16 protein-coding genes are annotated in these 15,810 nt (G+C 60.6%); 5 read left to right on the top strand and 11 right to left on the bottom strand.

Annotated elements, in window-relative coordinates; translation table 11 throughout:
- Positions 1 to 11: 11 nt before the first annotated feature.
- On the bottom strand, positions 12 to 1,010 hold the full coding sequence (locus ACN9MO_RS03920) for a glutathione S-transferase C-terminal domain-containing protein (RefSeq protein ID WP_112995415.1): 999 nt from the start codon (positions 1,008 to 1,010) through the stop codon (positions 12 to 14).
- A 175-nt stretch (positions 1,011 to 1,185) separates the two neighbouring features.
- Between ACN9MO_RS03920 and ACN9MO_RS03915 the strand changes: the two genes are divergently transcribed.
- Positions 1,186 to 2,175 carry a glycerophosphodiester phosphodiesterase family protein gene (locus tag ACN9MO_RS03915; protein ID WP_113132277.1) on the top strand — a complete coding sequence of 330 codons (990 nt, stop codon included), beginning with the start codon at positions 1,186 to 1,188 and terminating at the stop codon, positions 2,173 to 2,175.
- Between the two features lie 133 nt (positions 2,176 to 2,308).
- Here the strand turns inward: ACN9MO_RS03915 and era are convergent, their stop codons facing one another.
- From era to rpoZ, 8 genes are all read right to left on the bottom strand, one after another.
- Positions 2,309 to 3,238, bottom strand: coding sequence for a GTPase Era (gene era, locus ACN9MO_RS03910; protein WP_057252807.1), 930 nt, complete (start codon positions 3,236 to 3,238; stop codon positions 2,309 to 2,311).
- An 8-nt stretch (positions 3,239 to 3,246) separates the two neighbouring features.
- Positions 3,247 to 3,963, bottom strand: coding sequence for a ribonuclease III (gene rnc / locus ACN9MO_RS03905; RefSeq protein WP_113132276.1), 717 nt, complete (start codon positions 3,961 to 3,963; stop codon positions 3,247 to 3,249).
- Positions 3,963 to 4,706, bottom strand: a complete 744-nt coding sequence (lepB, locus tag ACN9MO_RS03900; protein ID WP_058320269.1) for a signal peptidase I — start codon at positions 4,704 to 4,706, stop codon at positions 3,963 to 3,965. Before lepB ends, rnc begins: the two co-directional genes overlap by 1 nt.
- A 161-nt stretch (positions 4,707 to 4,867) precedes the next feature.
- On the bottom strand, positions 4,868 to 5,287 hold the full coding sequence (gene acpS / locus ACN9MO_RS03895; protein ID WP_058320270.1) for a holo-ACP synthase: 420 nt from the start codon (positions 5,285 to 5,287) through the stop codon (positions 4,868 to 4,870).
- On the bottom strand, positions 5,284 to 5,739 hold the full coding sequence (locus ACN9MO_RS03890) for a DUF2062 domain-containing protein (protein WP_245296263.1): 456 nt from the start codon (positions 5,737 to 5,739) through the stop codon (positions 5,284 to 5,286). The genes acpS and ACN9MO_RS03890 overlap by 4 nt, the downstream gene beginning before the upstream one ends.
- Before the next feature lie 288 nt (positions 5,740 to 6,027).
- Positions 6,028 to 6,177 carry a DUF3563 family protein gene (locus ACN9MO_RS03885; RefSeq protein ID WP_065377015.1) on the bottom strand — a complete coding sequence of 50 codons (150 nt, stop codon included), beginning with the start codon at positions 6,175 to 6,177 and terminating at the stop codon, positions 6,028 to 6,030.
- Between the two features lie 194 nt (positions 6,178 to 6,371).
- A complete protein-coding gene (locus tag ACN9MO_RS03880) occupies positions 6,372 to 8,597 on the bottom strand; it encodes a RelA/SpoT family protein (RefSeq protein WP_113132275.1) in 2,226 nt (741 codons plus the stop codon).
- Positions 8,598 to 8,810: 213 nt separating this feature from the next.
- Positions 8,811 to 9,218 carry a DNA-directed RNA polymerase subunit omega gene (gene rpoZ / locus ACN9MO_RS03875; protein WP_057252814.1) on the bottom strand — a complete coding sequence of 136 codons (408 nt, stop codon included), beginning with the start codon at positions 9,216 to 9,218 and terminating at the stop codon, positions 8,811 to 8,813.
- A gap of 467 nt (positions 9,219 to 9,685) precedes the next feature.
- Here rpoZ and ACN9MO_RS03870 point away from each other — a divergent pair, with 467 nt between their 5' ends.
- A complete protein-coding gene (locus tag ACN9MO_RS03870) occupies positions 9,686 to 10,267 on the top strand; it encodes an NYN domain-containing protein (protein WP_057252816.1) in 582 nt (193 codons plus the stop codon).
- Between the two features lie 130 nt (positions 10,268 to 10,397).
- Here ACN9MO_RS03870 and smpB read toward each other — a convergent pair whose 3' ends face one another.
- Both smpB and dapA read right to left on the bottom strand, forming a co-directional pair.
- Positions 10,398 to 10,877, bottom strand: a complete 480-nt coding sequence (gene smpB / locus ACN9MO_RS03865; RefSeq protein ID WP_057252818.1) for an SsrA-binding protein SmpB — start codon at positions 10,875 to 10,877, stop codon at positions 10,398 to 10,400.
- Entirely contained in the window at positions 10,877 to 11,761 is an 885-nt protein-coding gene (dapA, locus tag ACN9MO_RS03860) for a 4-hydroxy-tetrahydrodipicolinate synthase (RefSeq protein ID WP_058320272.1), read from the bottom strand. The genes smpB and dapA overlap by 1 nt, the downstream gene beginning before the upstream one ends.
- 291 nt (positions 11,762 to 12,052) lie before the next feature.
- On the opposite strand from dapA, the gene ACN9MO_RS03855 reads away from it, so the two are divergent.
- From ACN9MO_RS03855 to ACN9MO_RS03845, 3 genes are all read left to right on the top strand, one after another.
- Positions 12,053 to 14,119 carry a transglycosylase SLT domain-containing protein gene (locus ACN9MO_RS03855; RefSeq protein WP_162728057.1) on the top strand — a complete coding sequence of 689 codons (2,067 nt, stop codon included), beginning with the start codon at positions 12,053 to 12,055 and terminating at the stop codon, positions 14,117 to 14,119.
- Positions 14,120 to 14,234: 115 nt separating this feature from the next.
- Positions 14,235 to 14,738: a BA14K family protein gene (locus ACN9MO_RS03850; protein WP_082615971.1), complete on the top strand. Its 504-nt coding sequence runs from the start codon at positions 14,235 to 14,237 to the stop codon at positions 14,736 to 14,738.
- 135 nt (positions 14,739 to 14,873) lie between these two features.
- A complete protein-coding gene (locus ACN9MO_RS03845) occupies positions 14,874 to 15,773 on the top strand; it encodes an alpha/beta fold hydrolase (RefSeq protein WP_113479797.1) in 900 nt (299 codons plus the stop codon).
- The last annotated feature ends 37 nt before the right edge of the window (positions 15,774 to 15,810 follow it).

The raw sequence follows: 15,810 nt of genomic DNA, 5'->3' as shown, positions 1-15,810 counted from the left end.
AGGAAACGCGACTATGCGCCAACGACTCCGCGCCCTCGCAAGCGAGCACGATCATGTTGGCGATCGAAATCCAGCATCGGGCCGGCAGGAACGATGCGGGTCGGATTGATATGGGCAATGCCGTAGTAGCCGCGTTTGATATGATCGATGCGCACGCTCTCGCGGATACCCGGCCATTGATAGATTTCGCGCAGATAGTTCGACAACGCCGGGTAGTCCTCGATCCGGCGAATGTTGCATTTGAAGGCGCCGTGATAGGCCGCATCGAAACGAATCAGGGTGACGAACAGGCGGATGTCCGCCTCGGTCATGTACTCGCCTGCGACGTAGCGGTTGACCGTGAGGTGTGCCTCGACTTCGTCGAGCATGCCGAACAGGCTCGACACCGCCTCATCATAGGCCTCCTGCGTGTTTGCAAAGCCGGATCGATAGACGCCGTTGTTGATCCGCTCGTAGATCGGGCCATTCCAGCGATCGATGTCTCCCCGCAATGTCTCCGGATAGAAATCAAGCCGGTTGCCAGTCAGATGATCAAAGCCTGAGTTCAGGATGCGGATGATGTCGGCGGACTCGTTGTTGACGATCCGACCCTCCTGCATATCCCAGAGAACCGGAACCGAGACCTTGCCGGTATAGGTCGGGTCGCTCGCCACATAGAGCTCATGATGGAAACGGATCTTGCCGACGCGCCCGCCGGCATCGACCTGCTCTTCATAGGTCCAGCCATCGTCACCGAGCACCGGGTTGGCCACCGTAAGCCCGATGATCTCCTGCAATCCCTTGACGTTGCGGAAGGCGATCGTGCGCGAAGCCCAAGGGCAGAGATAGGAAACGAACAGGCGGTAACGCCCGGCCTCGGCCGCCAGAGCCGGCTGGCCGTCCGGGCCTGGGCTCCCGTCCGGCGTGATCCAGCGGTGAAAGCGCGTCGGCTCCCGGTGGAATGCACCGCCTTTCATCTCGCTGGCCGCAACGTCGCCCTTGACCCATTTTCCCTCGACAAGCTGCGGCATCTCTTTTCTCCGGATCGCAAAATCAGCGACTGCTACGTCTCACAGGGCTCCGCTGCGGGTCAATCGCGCGCGCGGGTGACACATCGTTCGCAATCCGCGACACGCACGTGGAGCGTGTGTCAACATCGTAGCGCCACAATGTCGAGCAATCCGGATTCGAAGAGGGAGAATCGGGATGAAGAAGTTCGTTGCTGCCATTGTTCTGTTTGCCGCTGCCGTCTGGCTGATGAACACGTCGCTGTTCGTCACGCCACCGGCAGGCTCGGCGAAACTGCTCGCGCACCGAGGCGTCCACCAAACCTATCCGAAGGCCAATGTCGGCAACGACACTTGCACTGCAACGATCATCGATCCGCCACAGCATTCCTATCTCGAAAATACGATCGCCTCGATGGGGGCTGCCTTTGATGCGGGCGCCGATGTCGTCGAACTCGACGTGCATCTCACGCCAGACAAACAGTTCGCCGTCTTTCACGACTGGACGCTCAACTGCCGGACCGAAGGCAAGGGCGTTACCGAAGAAACGTCGATGGCGACGCTGAAGTCTCTCGACATCGGCTATGGCTACACCGCCGATGGCGGCAAGACCTTCCCCTTCCGCGGAAAGGGCGTCGGCCAGATGCCGACGCTGGATGAGGTGCTGGCTGCCCTGCCCGACCGCAAGTTTCTCGTCAACTTCAAGAGCCGGCGCGCGGAGGAGGGCGCGGCACTCGCAACGCTGATCGAAGCGCGGCCGCAATGGCGGCAGGCTATGTTCGGGGTGTATGGCGGCGAGGAACCGACTCGCGAGACTCTGAAGCGCGTGGAAGGGATGCGCGGCTATGACCGGACGTCGACGATGGCTTGCCTAACGCGCTATCTCGGCTATGGCTGGACCGGTCTGATGCCGGAGGCTTGCCGGAACACCCTCGTCATCGTGCCCGGCAATTACGCGCATTTTCTCTGGGGTTGGCCCGACCGTTTCTCCGCCCGCATGAAAGCGGCCGGAAGCGATATCATCCTGCTCGGCCCTTATCACGGCGGCGACTTCACCACCGGGATCGATACGATGCAGGATCTGGAATTGGTCCCGCCGGGGTTTTCCGGCTACATCTGGACCAACCGTATCGAGATGATCGGCCCGGCCCTGGGAAAGCGGCAGGTCGCTGAGGCCAGGGCGAACTGAGGCGGCATCCAAGGCACGGCTTGCCCCTTGCCGTCATCATGCGACTTTGCGCGTCTCGATAGACAGGTATCGCTGCAACGCGACGCCCGTCCTGCACGGGTACCGAGACCGTCTTGAACCGGATCGCCCCAGCTTATCGCGGGAATTCGAGGCCCATTTCGCGGAAGCGCTCGGGGTCGTCGCCCCAGTTTTCGCGCACCTTGACGAACAGGAAAAGGTGCACCGGCTGCTCGAGGATCTCGGAGATCTCCTTGCGCGATGCCGTCGAAATCGCCTTGATCGCGTCGCCGTTCTTGCCGAGCGCGATCTTCTTCTGGCTCTCGCGCTCGACGTAGATCACCTGTTCGATGCGAACCGATCCGTCCTTGCGCTCTTCCCACTTCTCGGTTTCGACATGCGAGGCATAGGGAAGCTCCTGATGCAGACGCAGAAACAACTTTTCGCGGGTGATTTCGGCCGCGAGCTGGCGCATCGGCAAATCGGAAATCTGATCCTCCGGATAGTACCAGGGACCTTCCGGCAACGTCTCGGCGAGATAGTCCATGAGGTCCTTGCAGCCCGAACCGTTCAGCGCCGAAATCATGAAGGTGCGTTCGAACTTGATCGTCTCGTTGGCCGCAGCCGCGAGCTTCAAAAGATCCTCCGGCCGCACCTGGTCGATCTTGTTCAACACAAGAATCTTCGGCTGGTGCACTTCTTTCAGCCCCTCGAGGATCGCTTCCGCATCGCCCTTCAGGCCACGCTCGCTGTCGATCAGGAGCATGATCACGTCGGCGTCCTTGGCGCCGCCCCAGGCGGTCGTGACCATGGCGCGGTCGAGCCGCCGCCGCGGCTTGAAGATGCCGGGCGTGTCCATGAAGACGATCTGAGCGTTGTCGTGGATCGCGATGCCACGCACGATCGCGCGCGTGGTCTGCACCTTGTGGCTGACGATCGAAACCTTGGCGCCGACGAGGCGGTTGACCAAAGTCGACTTGCCTGCGTTGGTCGCGCCGATCAGCGCCACGAAACCCGAGTGGGTCGGCGCGCCTTCAGCGGCCGTATCTTTTTCCATGTCCGTCATTTTTTCCGTCAATTTCCGGCGGAGTTTTTCCGCCACACGCCTTCGCGTTCCAGCAATTTCATCGCGGCGACCTGCTCGGCGCCACGCTTGGACCTGTCGATCCCGGTCTCCGGCGCGACCCCCTCGATCTCCACGGTTACCGTGAAGCGGGGATCATGATCCGGGCCGGAACGATCGTCCGTCCTGTAAGTCGGCGCGATGCCAAACTTGGCATGCGCCCATTCCTGCAATTCGGTCTTCGCATCGCGGCGGGCACCGTCGGCGCGGACCGCCCGATCCTTCCAATGGCGCAGCACGAAGCCGCGGGCGGCCTCAAGGCCCCCATCGAGATAAATGGCGGCGATGAGCGACTCTACCACATCGGCGCGCACATTCATCATCGCCTTGCCGGTAATCTTCTTGACGTCGGAACCGGTGCGGATGAACTGGTGCAGTTCGAGATCGTCGGCGACCATGGCGCAGCTTTCGGCGCTGACGAGCTGGTTCAGCCGTACCGACAGCTCGCCTTCATTTGCGTCGCGAAACGTCTGGAACAGAAGTTCGGCAACGCAGAGCCCCAGCACCCGGTCGCCCAGAAACTCCAGGCGCTGATAGTTGGAGCCTTTGGCGCTGCGGGCGCTGGAATGGGTGAGCGCCCGATCCAGGCGCTCCTTCTCAGCAAACTGATAGCCAATCACGGTCTCGAATTTTGCCCGATCCTCCGCGCTCAGCGACCGCGACTTCATTATTCGACCGCCTTGAACAGACGATCGTAACGCAGGTTCGCCGGCCACTTCCAGACTTCGCGGAACGAGGTGTCGTTGCCGAGCGAGAAGAAGATCATGCTGGCGCGGCCAACCAGGTTCTCGGCCGGAACGAAGCCGACGTCGAAGCGGCTGTCGGCCGAGTTGTCGCGGTTGTCGCCCATCATGAAGTAGTGACCTTCGGGCACGATGAATTCGCGGGTGTTGTCGCCGCGCGAATCCGGGAACTGGTCGAGCGTGTCGTAGGACACGCCGTTGTCCATCGTCTCACGATAGACCGGGACGTCTCCGCCGGTGTCGTACTGATCGTCGGCGCGGAACGCACCGTCCGGCACGCGGTCGACCGGCTTGTCGTTGATGTAGAGGATGCTGTTGCGCACCTGGACGCGATCCCCCGGCAGGCCGACGAGGCGCTTGATATAGTCGATGTCGGGGTTCGGCGGGAAGCGGAAGACGACGATATCGCCACGCTTCGGCTCGCTGGCGAAAATGCGGCCGGAGAACAGATCGGGAGAAAGCGGCAGCGAATACTTGGAAAAACCGTAGGCGAACTTGTTGACGAAGATGTAGTCGCCGACGAGCAGCGTCGGCATCATCGAGCCCGAGGGAATGGTGAAGGGCTGAAAGAGAACGGTACGGATGACCACGGCCAGGAGGAGCGCCTGGATAACGACCTTTACGTTTTCCCAGAGACCGCTCTGCTTCGCTTCTGTCTTTTCTGCCACGCTAGTGTCTTCCTTTATCATGGCAACGCCCTCACCGGGGCTTGCTCTTAACTTTCTTCCGCAGTTCTGATCCCACCTTCAAACTGCGTACAATCCGGTCTCATATGCTGCAGACTGCCTGCCCTTCAATCGCCTCGGACCGGGTTTTCCAGCGGAATGCTCTAAACCGTTCCCTCAACCGGGGCAACGGGCAGCGCTTCGATAATCACGAAGGCCTGCGCCAGAGGAAAATCGTCGGTGATCGTTAGGTGAATAGCCGCCCGGTGATGGGGCGGCAGCATCTGCGCCAGACGCTCCGCTGCACCGCCGGTGAGGTTCATTGTCGGTTTGCCGCCGGGCAAATTGATGACGCCCATGTCCTTCCAGAAGACGCCCTGCGCAAGACCCGTCCCCAGCGCCTTCGAACAGGCTTCCTTGGCGGCGAAGCGCTTGGCGTAGGACGCAGCCCTATTCTTCCGGCCTTCGGACTTGGCGATCTCGATTTCCGTGAAACAGCGCTGCACGAAGCGCTCGCCGAAGCGAGAAAGCGAGTTTTCGATCCGCCTGATATCGATCAGGTCGCTGCCTATGCCAATGATCATGAGGAAGATCCGAAGTCTTTGGTGCGCGCCCGGCGTCGCTTTTGAAAGATGCGAGCAGCGTGGTAGGCCGCAAGATAGGAAATCAGCGCGCCGGCGGCGGCCAGCGGCAGGGAACCGATGAGCATCGGCTTGAAGACCGGTCCCCAAAGGGCAGAGAGGTCAAGGTGCTCGACCATGCGCATCACGTCGGCGCTGCTGGCGGCGTGCGCGCTTTCCACACCCAAGATGGCGATGCCCAACTCATAGGACGCGGTCAGGATCATCGGGATCGTCACCGGATTGGCAAGCGCGGTGGTGATCGCGGCGGCAACCAGATTGCCGGAGAACACGAAGGCCAGGGCGACGGCTATGACGATGTGCAGCCCGAAGAACGGCGTAAACGACGACGCTACGCCCGCAGCCACCCCGACAGCAATCGAGTGCGGCGTCGAGGAGAGGCGCAGGATGCGCAAGGCAATGTAGCGCGGACCACGCCGAAAGCCCTTGCGCGGCCAAAGGAGTGCGCGGAGCCTTTCGGAAATCGTGACCGGTTTTCTGCGTCTAAATAACATTCTGCCGTCATGACCGCATCTTGGAGCCGTCGACCGGCACAAGACGGCGCGTCCGCCTGTTTGCTGGCCGCAAGATAGGCGTCATGCCTGCGGCTTGCAACCCGCCGGCGCGCCGCGCATATGTCGCAGGCAAGCCATTCACGGAACGCATGGCTTCAGGATCCCGCCACCAGACGGGACGCGATCGACTTAGTAGTTGCGGAACAGGCCGCGATCGATCTGGCGCTGACGGTACTCGAGATCGATGCGATCGACCGAACTATTGAGATAGGCGAGCTCGCGCTCTTCCTGAGTGGGGACGCGCAGTGCGCGGGTGATCTTCTTCAACTGATTGAACATGGCAAACCTCTTTGTTTACCTCCCGATACAAAAGATAGTTTAGAAGTCCCTTTTCCACCAGTTCCAGGAAAAGGCGGCAGCCATGCAGTCACAGCATGCCTTGCCGCTTTGCCATGCACCTCGTGCCTGTTTTTGAGGCAGCGCCATGTAGAACCGACGGCCACGGCCGCCCTGCAGGCGCCGCGCCGGTTGCCTCATTCAAAGAGGCGCTTCACCGTGGACACGCTCGGAAGCTCCTTGAGCTGCGTGATCAGATGGTTGAGCTGGCGCAGATCCCAGACTTCAAGATCGAACTGCAGCTCGCTGAAGTCCGCCGCCACGCGGCCCATCGAGAGTGAGCGGATATTGACGTCGCTGGTCGCGATCGCCTGAGCCACTTCGGCCAGCGTTCCCGGCTCATTCAGGGCGCTGATTGCAATCCGAGCCATGAAGCGGCTGCTGTTGGCTTCGTCCAGATCCCAGCGCACATCGATCCAGCGCTCCGGTTCGTCGTCGAATTTCTGCAGGATGGGCGACTGGATCGGATAGATGGTGATGCCCTTGTCCTTCTCCATGATACCGACGATGCGGTCGCCGGGAATGGCGCCGGCGGGGCTGAAATGCACCTCGGCATTGCCGGAGAGACCGCGGATTGGAAGCGCTTCCGGCCCTTCGACCTGTACTGAGCCGTTCGCATCCTTACCAAGCCCCGGCAGTTTGAACACCATGCCGGCGGCGCTGCGCATGTTGAACCAGCCATCGTCGGCGCTCGGCTTCACCGTCACGCGCTCATCCTGGTGATCCGGGAAGACCGCGCGCAGGACATCGAGCGAAGAGAGCTCGCCGCGACCGACCGCAGCGATCGCGTCTTCGACTTCCTTCTGACCGAGACGATGCAGCGCCGGCTTCAGCGCCTCGCGCGAAAACGTCTTGCTGGCGCGCTCGAAGGTGCGCTCCAGAATGCGATAGCCGAGGCCGGCATATTGCTTGCGAACCGCGGCGCGCGTCGCGCGGCGGATCGCCGAGCGCGCCTTGCCGGTGACGACGATCTCTTCCCAGGCCGGCGGCGGCACCTGAATGCCCGAGCGAATGATCTCCACCTCGTCACCATTGTTGAGGCGTGTGACCAGCGGCATGATGCGGCCGTTGATCTTGGCGCCGACGCAGGTGTCGCCGATGTTGGTGTGTACGGCGTAGGCGAAGTCGATCGGCGTCGCGCCACGCGGCAGCGCGATGAGCTGCCCCTTGGGCGTGAAGCAGAACACCTGATCCTGGAACAGCTCGAGCTTGGTGTGCTCGAGGAATTCTTCGGGGTTGTCGCCCTCGGCGAGGGATTCGATCGTGCGCCTGAGCCAGGAATAGGCGTTCGACGTCGGCGACAGGGCCTGATCCGCCGAGTTCCCCTCCCCGTCCTTGTAGAGCGAGTGGGCCGCGATACCGTATTCGGCGATATCGTTCATGCGCCGCGTGCGGATCTGCAGCTCGATGCGCTGGCGCGAAGGGCCGACGATCGTGGTGTGGATCGACTGATAGTCGTTCTGCTTCGGCGTCGAGATGTAGTCCTTGAAGCGACCTGGAACAACGCGCCAGCGGGTGTGCACGATGCCGAGCGCCCGGTAGCAGGACGGGATGTCATCGACGATGATGCGGAAACCCCAGACGTCGGAAAGCTGTTCGAAGGACAGAGACTTCGACTGCATCTTGCGGAAGACCGAATAGGGCTTCTTCTGGCGGCCCTTGACCTGCGCAGCCTTCAGGCCTTCGGCCTGAAGCAGTTCGCGCAACTCGTCCTCGATCTTCTTGATCAGACCTTCGTTGCGCTGGGAAAGCTCTTCCAGTCGCCTAGTGACCGTCTCGAAAGCTTCCGGGTTGATGTGGCGGAACGAGAGATTTTCGAGCTCTTCGCGCATATCCTGCATACCCATGCGGCCGGCGAGCGGCGCATAGATATCCATCGTTTCTTCGGAGATGCGGGCCCGCTTTTCCGCCGACATGTGGTCGAGCGTGCGCATGTTGTGCAGCCGGTCGGCAAGCTTGACCAAAAGCACACGCACGTCGTCCGAGATCGCCAGCAGCAGTTTGCGCAGGTTCTCAGCCTGCTTGGCCTTCTTGGTGACGAGATCGAGCTTCTTGATCTTCGTCAGCCCCTCGACGAGCGCACCGATGTCTTCGCCGAAGAGATCATCAATCTCCTGGCGGGTCGCGGTCGTGTCTTCGATCGTGTCGTGCAGCAGCGCGACCGCAATGGTCGACTCGTCGAGCCGCATTTCCGTCAGGATCGCAGCCACTTCCAGGGGATGAGAGATATAGGGATCGCCGCTTGCCCGCTTCTGCTGGCCATGCTTCTGCATCGCATAGACGTAGGCCTTGTTCAGCAAGGCTTCATTGACGTCGGGCTTGTATTTTTGCACGCGCTCAACGAGCTCGTATTGGCGCATCATTCGCTAGCGGTCCTCTGGATCAGGGTGATTTAGGTCGAAACGACCTAAATCATAAACGTAATCGTTTCTCATAAGGTAGAGCGGGATGCCGGCGGACAACCGCATCCACTTTTCCTCATCCCGCTCCAGAAGAAATCAATAAAAAAGTGCGCCAATCATACGAGTGGCGCACTGCTTTGAAAACACGCAGGAACGGTCGTTCCGCGAAGGATCTCAGTAGTCGTCGCTCTTTTCCGGCGGCACAAGACCTTCGATGCCGGCCAGCAGTTCTTCTTCCGACATGCGGTCGAACGTGATCGCTTCCGGCTGATCTTCGTCTTCGGCAACTTCGGTGAACGTGGTTTCCGCTTCCGACTGAAGCAGCGAAGCCGGATCGGGCTCGGGCTCGTCCACTTCAACATGCTTCTGCAGCGAATGGATCAGATCTTCCTTGAGGTCGCCGGGAGAAAGCGTCTCATCGGCGATCTCGCGCAACGCAACGACCGGGTTCTTGTCGTTGTCGCGGTCGATGGTGATGGCGGCACCCTGGGAAATCAGGCGCGCGCGGTGGCTGGCAAGCAGAACGAGTTCGAAACGGTTATCGACCTTGTCGATGCAATCTTCGACGGTGACGCGGGCCATTGCCTGTCCTTTTGGGCTCGAAGCGCGGCGGCATCGCCGCTGCACGGATTGACGACACGAAACCGGAACGGCCGTCTAGCGACGGCCTCGTCGGCTCCGATTTCTGGAATTAGCCGCCCGGATACAATCAAAACAAGACAAGTTCAAGTTTTTCCTGCAAGTGCCGCTCACGTAACGTCACACTTCGTGATAAAATGCGATCATAATGGGCTGGAAAACCTTAGCCGCAAACATCTGGTTGCATCATTGGCCTCGACGCCAAAACGCCTGGTAGAAAAGGCACTCCAGGGATGTGGACTATCTATAGCAACTGCTAAAACTAGCTATATTCGCGAGCGCCCTGCTGGAATAATGCAATGCCTAGCCTACATTATTTGCAATATCAGCAATTATTAATGTAACCGACTTATTTTTGCGTATCGGCCGGCAGCGGGCATTTGATGCGCCGGCATTGAAAAGGAAAGACGATGTTTGATCCCCGCGAAAAGATCGCACTTTTTATCGACGGCGCCAATCTCTACGCGGCATCGAAGAGCCTCGGCTTTGACATTGACTATCGCAAACTCCTGAAAGCCTTTCAAAAACGCGGTTACCTGCTGCGCGCCTACTACTACACCGCCCTCATTGAAGATCAGGAATATTCTTCGATCCGCCCGCTGATCGACTGGCTAGACTACAATGGTTACAAGGTCGTGACGAAGCCGGCCAAAGAATTCACCGACTCACTTGGCCGCCGCAAGATCAAGGGCAACATGGACATCGAACTGGCGATCGATGCGATGGAACAGTCCGAGACCGTCGATCACCTCGTCATCTTCTCCGGTGACGGCGACTTCACCACACTCGTCGAAGCGCTGCAGCGCAAGGGCCGCAAGGTCTCGGTCGTGTCGACAATGTCCACCCAGCCACCGATGATTGCCGACGACCTTCGTCGCCAGGCCGATCACTTCATCGACCTCGCAACGCTGCGGGCCGAAATCGGCCGCGAGCCTTCCGAACGCACGCCGCGGCATACGGCCGAACCGGTGGCGGACCCCGTCGAAATCTAAAGCGGCGATCTAGCGGACCAAGGATCGCTTAGATCATTTCATTGTCTCATCGAAACACTGAAGTGATCTAAGTCTTTGAAATTACGCCATTCCGGACGGAAAACCGTTTAGCACTTTTCCTGGAATTGCTCTAGCCACGATCCTTCAGCAGGCGGTTTTTCTGCCGGTTCCAATCGCGCTCTTTCGAGGTCTCGCGCTTGTCGTGGAGCTTCTTGCCCTTGCCGAGCGCCAGTTCGAGCTTGGCCCGACCGCGCTCGTTGAAGTAGATGCGCAGCGGGATCAGCGACATTCCTTCGCGATTGACCGCGCCCTGCAGACGATTGACCTCGCGCTTCGACAGAAGCAGCTTCCGCCGCCGCCGGGTTTCATGGTTGAAGCGGTTCGCCTGCAGATATTCCGGCAGATAGGAGTTGATCAGCCAGATCTCTCCACCTTCGTCCGTCGCATAGGATTCAGCAATGTTGGCCTTGCCTTCGCGCAACGACTTGACCTCGGTGCCGGTCAGAACCAGACCGGCCTCGTAGGTGTCGACGATCTCGTAGTTGAAGCGGGCCTTTCGGTTTTCCGCCACAACCTTGTTGACCGTGCGCTGGCTTCCTTTGGGTGCCATCAGTTCATCAATCCTGCATGCCTCAGCGCCGCGTCGATCGCCACCTCGGTTGCCGGCTCCAGCGTAGACAGCAGCGGCGAGCGCACGGTGCGGCTCATCCGGCCGAGGCGGTTCAGCGCATATTTCGCGCCGCAAAGGCCGGGCTCCATAAAGATCGCCTTGTGCAGCGGCATCAGCTTGTCCTGATAGGCAAGCGCCTTGGCGAATTCACCGGCAAGCGTCGCCTCCTGGAACTCGGCGCAGAGGCGCGGAGCCACGTTGGCCGTGACGGAAATGCAGCCGACGCCCCCATGGGCATTGAAGCCGAGCGCGGTCGCGTCCTCGCCGGACAGCTGAACGAAATCCGGACCGCAGGCCATGCGCTGTTCGGAAACGCGCTCGATCTTGCCGGTCGCATCCTTGACGCCGATGATATTCGCATAGGCCTTGCTAAGCGCCGCCATGGTCTCGACACTCATATCCACGACCGACCGGCCGGGGATGTTGTAGATGACGATCGGCAGCTTCACGCTTTCGGCGATCGCGGCATAATGCGCGAAGAGGCCCTTCTGCGTCGGCTTGTTGTAATAGGGCGTGACAACGAGGATCGCATCGGCACCAGCCTTTTCGGCATGCTGCGCGAGCTCGACTGCTTCCGTCGTGTTGTTGGAGCCGGCGCCGGCGATCACCGGCACCCGCTTGGCCGCCGCCTCGATGCAGAGCTCGACGACTTTCTTGTGCTCGTCATGGGAAAGGGTCGGAGACTCGCCGGTGGTGCCGACCGGCACGAGACCATGGCTGCCTTCTTTTATCTGCCATTCCACATGCGCGACGAAACCATCCGCATCCACCGCGCCGGTGGCGGTGAACGGTGTTACGAGAGCGGGAATGGAACCCTTGAACATGCACAACTCCTGACGGCGCAAAGACGCAAAATGCACTCATGCTTTGGCCGTAATCGACGGTTAAAAAACTGCCGCACCATAATCATGTGAGGGGGCTGCGGCAAGCGTCGTGACACGGCATTTCACGCCGGTTTTCATGCAAAAGCTTGACGTTCGGCCCGCATAATGGTCCCGCTCCGCCATAGGCCTGGGGCGGCATGGTGCGATTGCCATGATCAATATTGGCCGCTAGTCTTGCCTCAGACAATCCGGCGGCAGCTGAATGTGAGACACGGGGAACACGGCCTCTTGATGCGCGGATCAAATTTTCTGCCTGTCGCCGCCATCGTCGGCGCTGCGTTGCTCACATCGCCGGCCTTCAGTTCCGAAACGCCGGAACGGATACCGGTTCCGGCGCATAAACCCGACATATCGAACAAGGCCGCGCAGGTTGCCGTCGACGAAACCACCAATGCCATTCCGGCGATCGTCACCCCGGTCAACAGCGATCTGAAGACGGGCCTCGACGCCCTCTCCAACCGGCAGCCGGCGACCGCGATTTCCGTGCGCAATGCCATGAGCCGCGATGCACTCGACCGTCACATCCTGACCTGGGCGATTGCCGTTTCCGGCCAGCGCGGCATTCCTTCCTTTGAGATCGCCGATGCCCAGCGCGAACTTCAGGGATGGCCCGGCCTGAAATCCCTGCGCGCCAATTCGGAGCGGGCGCTCTATCGCGAAAACCCGCCGGCGCCGGACGTCCTTGCCGCCTTTGGCAACACGCAGCCCGAGACAACCGAGGGAACCCTCATCCTGGCTCGTGCCCTTGTCGCCCAGGGACAAACGGAAGCAGCGGCGAAACGGTTGCTCGGAATTTGGCAACGGGACGCGCTCGACAAGGATATCGAGACCCGGATTCTCGCGGAGTTCTCCAGTCTACTAACACCCGCCGATCATCAGCGGCGCATGGCCATGCTCCTCTACCGCAATCGCGTCGAACAGGCCGAACGCTTTGGCGATCTCGGCAAGGCGCAGTCGCTCTATCGTGCCTGGGCAGCAGTCAGCCGCGGCAACGACAAGGCAGATGCGCTGATCGCGGCGGTCGATCCTTCCTGGCGCAAGGATCCCGCCTATCTCTTCATTCAGATCGAGTCCTTGCGCAAACAGAAGAAGTACGAGGAAGCGGCCAAGCTGCTTGCCCGTATGCCAAGGGACAGAGGGGTGCTCGTCAATCCTGGCGAATGGTGGATCGAGCAACGCGTTGTCAGCCGAGGCCTGCTCGACGCCGGCGACTTCAAGGGCGCCTACCGGATCGCGGCCGGTCATATGGCCACGGAGGCGACCGATATCGTCGATGCCGAATTCCACGCCGGCTGGTATGCACTACGCGGCATGGAAGATCCGGCGATCGCAGCTCGCCATTTCCGCCGCATCCTCGATGCGTCAAACCGCCCGCTTTCCGCCTCCCGCGCCTGGTACTGGCTGGGCCGGTCGGCCGAGGCCGGCGGACCGGGCAATGCCAGCGAGTATTTCGCCAATGCGGCGCGCTACCCCGGCACCTTCTATGGTCAACTCGCAGCCGCCCGGCTTGGCCGCAAGGCGCTGAACGTCGCCTACCCTGCCCCGTCGGCGGGCGATCGGACACAATTCGAAAATCGCGAGGCGGTGCGGGCGATCTCCCGCCTTGAAAGCGCCGGCCATGCCTGGCGCGCCGACAGTATCTACCGTGCGCTTGCCGAAGAACTGAACAGTCCCGGCGAACTCGCCCTGCTTTCGGCGCGCGCCGAGAAGGCCGGAAACCACCAGCTTTCGCTCCAGATCGGCAAGATTGCATTCGGACGCGGCATCGATGTCGCGGCGCTCGCCTTTCCCGTCGGCGTGATCCCTTCAAGCGCCAATATCGACGGTTCCGGCAAGGCGCTCGCCTATGCGATCGCGCGGCAGGAGAGTGCCTTCAATCCCGCAGCCATCTCCACCGCCAATGCCCGCGGCCTGCTGCAACTGATGCCGGGTACCGCCAAGGGCGTCGCCAGCCGCTATGGCCTTGCCTATTCGCAGGACCGGCTGACCAGCGATGCCGGCTACAACGCCACGCTTGGCGCGCACTATCTCGGCGAACAGATCAGTAGTTTTGGCGGGTCCTATATCCTGACCTTCATCGCCTACAACGCCGGACCGCGCCGTGTTCCGGAATGGCTTGGCCGCTATGGCGATCCGCGCGGCAAACCGATCGACGAAGTCGTCGACTGGATCGAGCGCATTCCATTCCAGGAGACCCGCAATTATGTGCAGCGGGTCATGGAAAACTATCAGGTTTACAAGTCGAGGCTCGGGCAGAACGCCGACATCGTCGAAGATCTGAGGGTGGGGCGGCAATAGCCGAACGCGCCACCCGCCGTTCAAGCAATCGTGATGATCGCCGGCGGCACAAAAGGCGGCTTAAGCCATTTCCCTTCTGAAGGTTCGATCTTTCCTGAAGGAAATGGTGAACACAATGAAGACCTTATCCATTATCGCCCTGTCTCTGGCGACGGCAATGAGCAGTGTTCCGCCTGCCAATGCATTCCCGATCGCTCCGCAGGTATCTCGAACGACTGACATTCAAAAGGCTCAGTTCCCATACGAGCGCGGCGAAGCCCGAAAGAACCGCCCCAGTTGTGTCGTTCCTTATTGCGAGCGCGGCGGCCGGCGCGGCTATTACCGGGATGGCGATAGACGCGGATACTATCGGGACGGCTATTACCGGGATGGCTACTATCGCGACCGTTATCGCCGCCACTACCACAACGACAATGATGTCGGCGCTTTCATTGGTGGGCTTGCGGCAGGCGCAATCGTCGGCGGTTTGCTGAGTCAGCCGCGATACTACAATGGGTCGCGTGCAGTCAGCGGCAATGCCCATACGCGCTGGTGCTACGCCCGCTATCGGTCCTATCGCGCCTGGGACAACTCGTATCAGCCCTATGGCGGTCCACGGCGACAATGCTCGCCCTACTGACAAGGCAGATGACCACGTTCGCAAGTAGCGCGCTGTTAGCGATCCATTCGCAGCGAATGCGCGCTATGCACGCGCCTTGCCCTTTCACCTCGAGCCGCTACGATCCTGCCGTTAGCGGTTGGAGGCAGGCAGACGATGAATCAAGGCGGGTTTCGGGAGCATCGGTTCCTCGCGGCTGATGATTTGCAACTCTACGTGCGGAGCTACGGCCTTGTGCGTCCCACACCTGCAGTTCCGATCATCTGCCTGCCGGGCCTCACCCGCAACAGCCGCGATTTTCACGAACTCGCAATCTTTTTGTCGTCACCGTGCGGTGGCGGACACACCGTCTTCTCACTCGATTATCGCGGCCGAGGCAATTCGCAGCGTGACGACGACAAGAGCCACTACTCAATCGCAATCGAAACAACCGACGTCATTGCGGCCTGCACGCATCTGGGGATTGATCGTGCAGTTTTTATCGGCACTTCCCGCGGGGGGCTGATCCTGCACCACCTCATCGGGGTTGCACCCGGCCTCATTGCAGGCGCGGTGCTCAATGACATTGGGCCCGTCATCGAAATCGAGGGCCTGCTGGCCATCCGGGACTATCTCAACAAGGAGCCAGGCGAGCCGACAAGCTGGTCCATGGCGCCTGGCTGTCTGAAAGAACTCCACGGAGCCGATTTCCCGATCCTTGGCGAACGCGATTGGCTACAAATGGCAAAGGCGGTCTACCGCGACGAGGACGGCACGCCGGTGCCAGATTTTGATGTAGCCATCGCGCAGCAACTGCTTGGCCTGACCGCTGAGACATTGTTGCCAGATCTCTGGCCGCAGTATGGGGCCCTTTCCCGGATGCCGCTTTTGGTTATCAGAGGCGAGCACTCCCGGCTACTCTCGGAAGGGACGGTAAGCGAGATGTGCAAGCGACATTCGGGAACGGTAGCATTCACCGCACGAGGTCAAGGCCATGCACCGCTACTGCACCTCGACGGCCCTCGCCAGGCAGTGAGCGCCTTTGTCACCGCCATCACAACTGCGGCGCCAAGCTAGCACCGATCGGCTGCACTCAGAGGGCCATCTCGACCAT

Source organism: Ensifer sp. R-19, from assembly GCF_049905105.1.
Classification (GTDB): domain Bacteria; phylum Pseudomonadota; class Alphaproteobacteria; order Rhizobiales; family Rhizobiaceae; genus Ensifer.
Note: the sequence above shows the minus strand (reverse complement) of the source record. Positions and strands in the feature narration are given on the sequence as shown.

Bases quoted from the DNA above. Each gene is read 5' to 3' on its own strand.
- acpS (WP_058320270.1), bottom strand. From the start codon at position 5,287: ATGATCATTGGCATAGGCAGCGACCTGATCGATATCAGGCGGATCGAA.
- ACN9MO_RS03855 (WP_162728057.1), top strand. From the start codon at position 12,053: ATGCGCGGATCAAATTTTCTGCCTGTCGCCGCCATCGTCGGCGCTGCG.
- ACN9MO_RS03920 (WP_112995415.1), bottom strand. From the start codon at position 1,010: ATGCCGCAGCTTGTCGAGGGAAAATGGGTCAAGGGCGACGTTGCGGCC.
- rpoZ (WP_057252814.1), bottom strand. From the start codon at position 9,218: ATGGCCCGCGTCACCGTCGAAGATTGCATCGACAAGGTCGATAACCGT.
- ACN9MO_RS03845 (WP_113479797.1), top strand. From the start codon at position 14,874: ATGAATCAAGGCGGGTTTCGGGAGCATCGGTTCCTCGCGGCTGATGAT.
- rnc (WP_113132276.1), bottom strand. From the start codon at position 3,963: ATGAAGTCGCGGTCGCTGAGCGCGGAGGATCGGGCAAAATTCGAGACC.
- era (WP_057252807.1), bottom strand. From the start codon at position 3,238: ATGACGGACATGGAAAAAGATACGGCCGCTGAAGGCGCGCCGACCCAC.
- dapA (WP_058320272.1), bottom strand. From the start codon at position 11,761: ATGTTCAAGGGTTCCATTCCCGCTCTCGTAACACCGTTCACCGCCACC.
- smpB (WP_057252818.1), bottom strand. From the start codon at position 10,877: ATGGCACCCAAAGGAAGCCAGCGCACGGTCAACAAGGTTGTGGCGGAA.
- ACN9MO_RS03870 (WP_057252816.1), top strand. From the start codon at position 9,686: ATGTTTGATCCCCGCGAAAAGATCGCACTTTTTATCGACGGCGCCAAT.
- ACN9MO_RS03915 (WP_113132277.1), top strand. From the start codon at position 1,186: ATGAAGAAGTTCGTTGCTGCCATTGTTCTGTTTGCCGCTGCCGTCTGG.
- ACN9MO_RS03880 (WP_113132275.1), bottom strand. From the start codon at position 8,597: ATGATGCGCCAATACGAGCTCGTTGAGCGCGTGCAAAAATACAAGCCC.
- ACN9MO_RS03850 (WP_082615971.1), top strand. From the start codon at position 14,235: ATGAAGACCTTATCCATTATCGCCCTGTCTCTGGCGACGGCAATGAGC.
- ACN9MO_RS03885 (WP_065377015.1), bottom strand. From the start codon at position 6,177: ATGTTCAATCAGTTGAAGAAGATCACCCGCGCACTGCGCGTCCCCACT.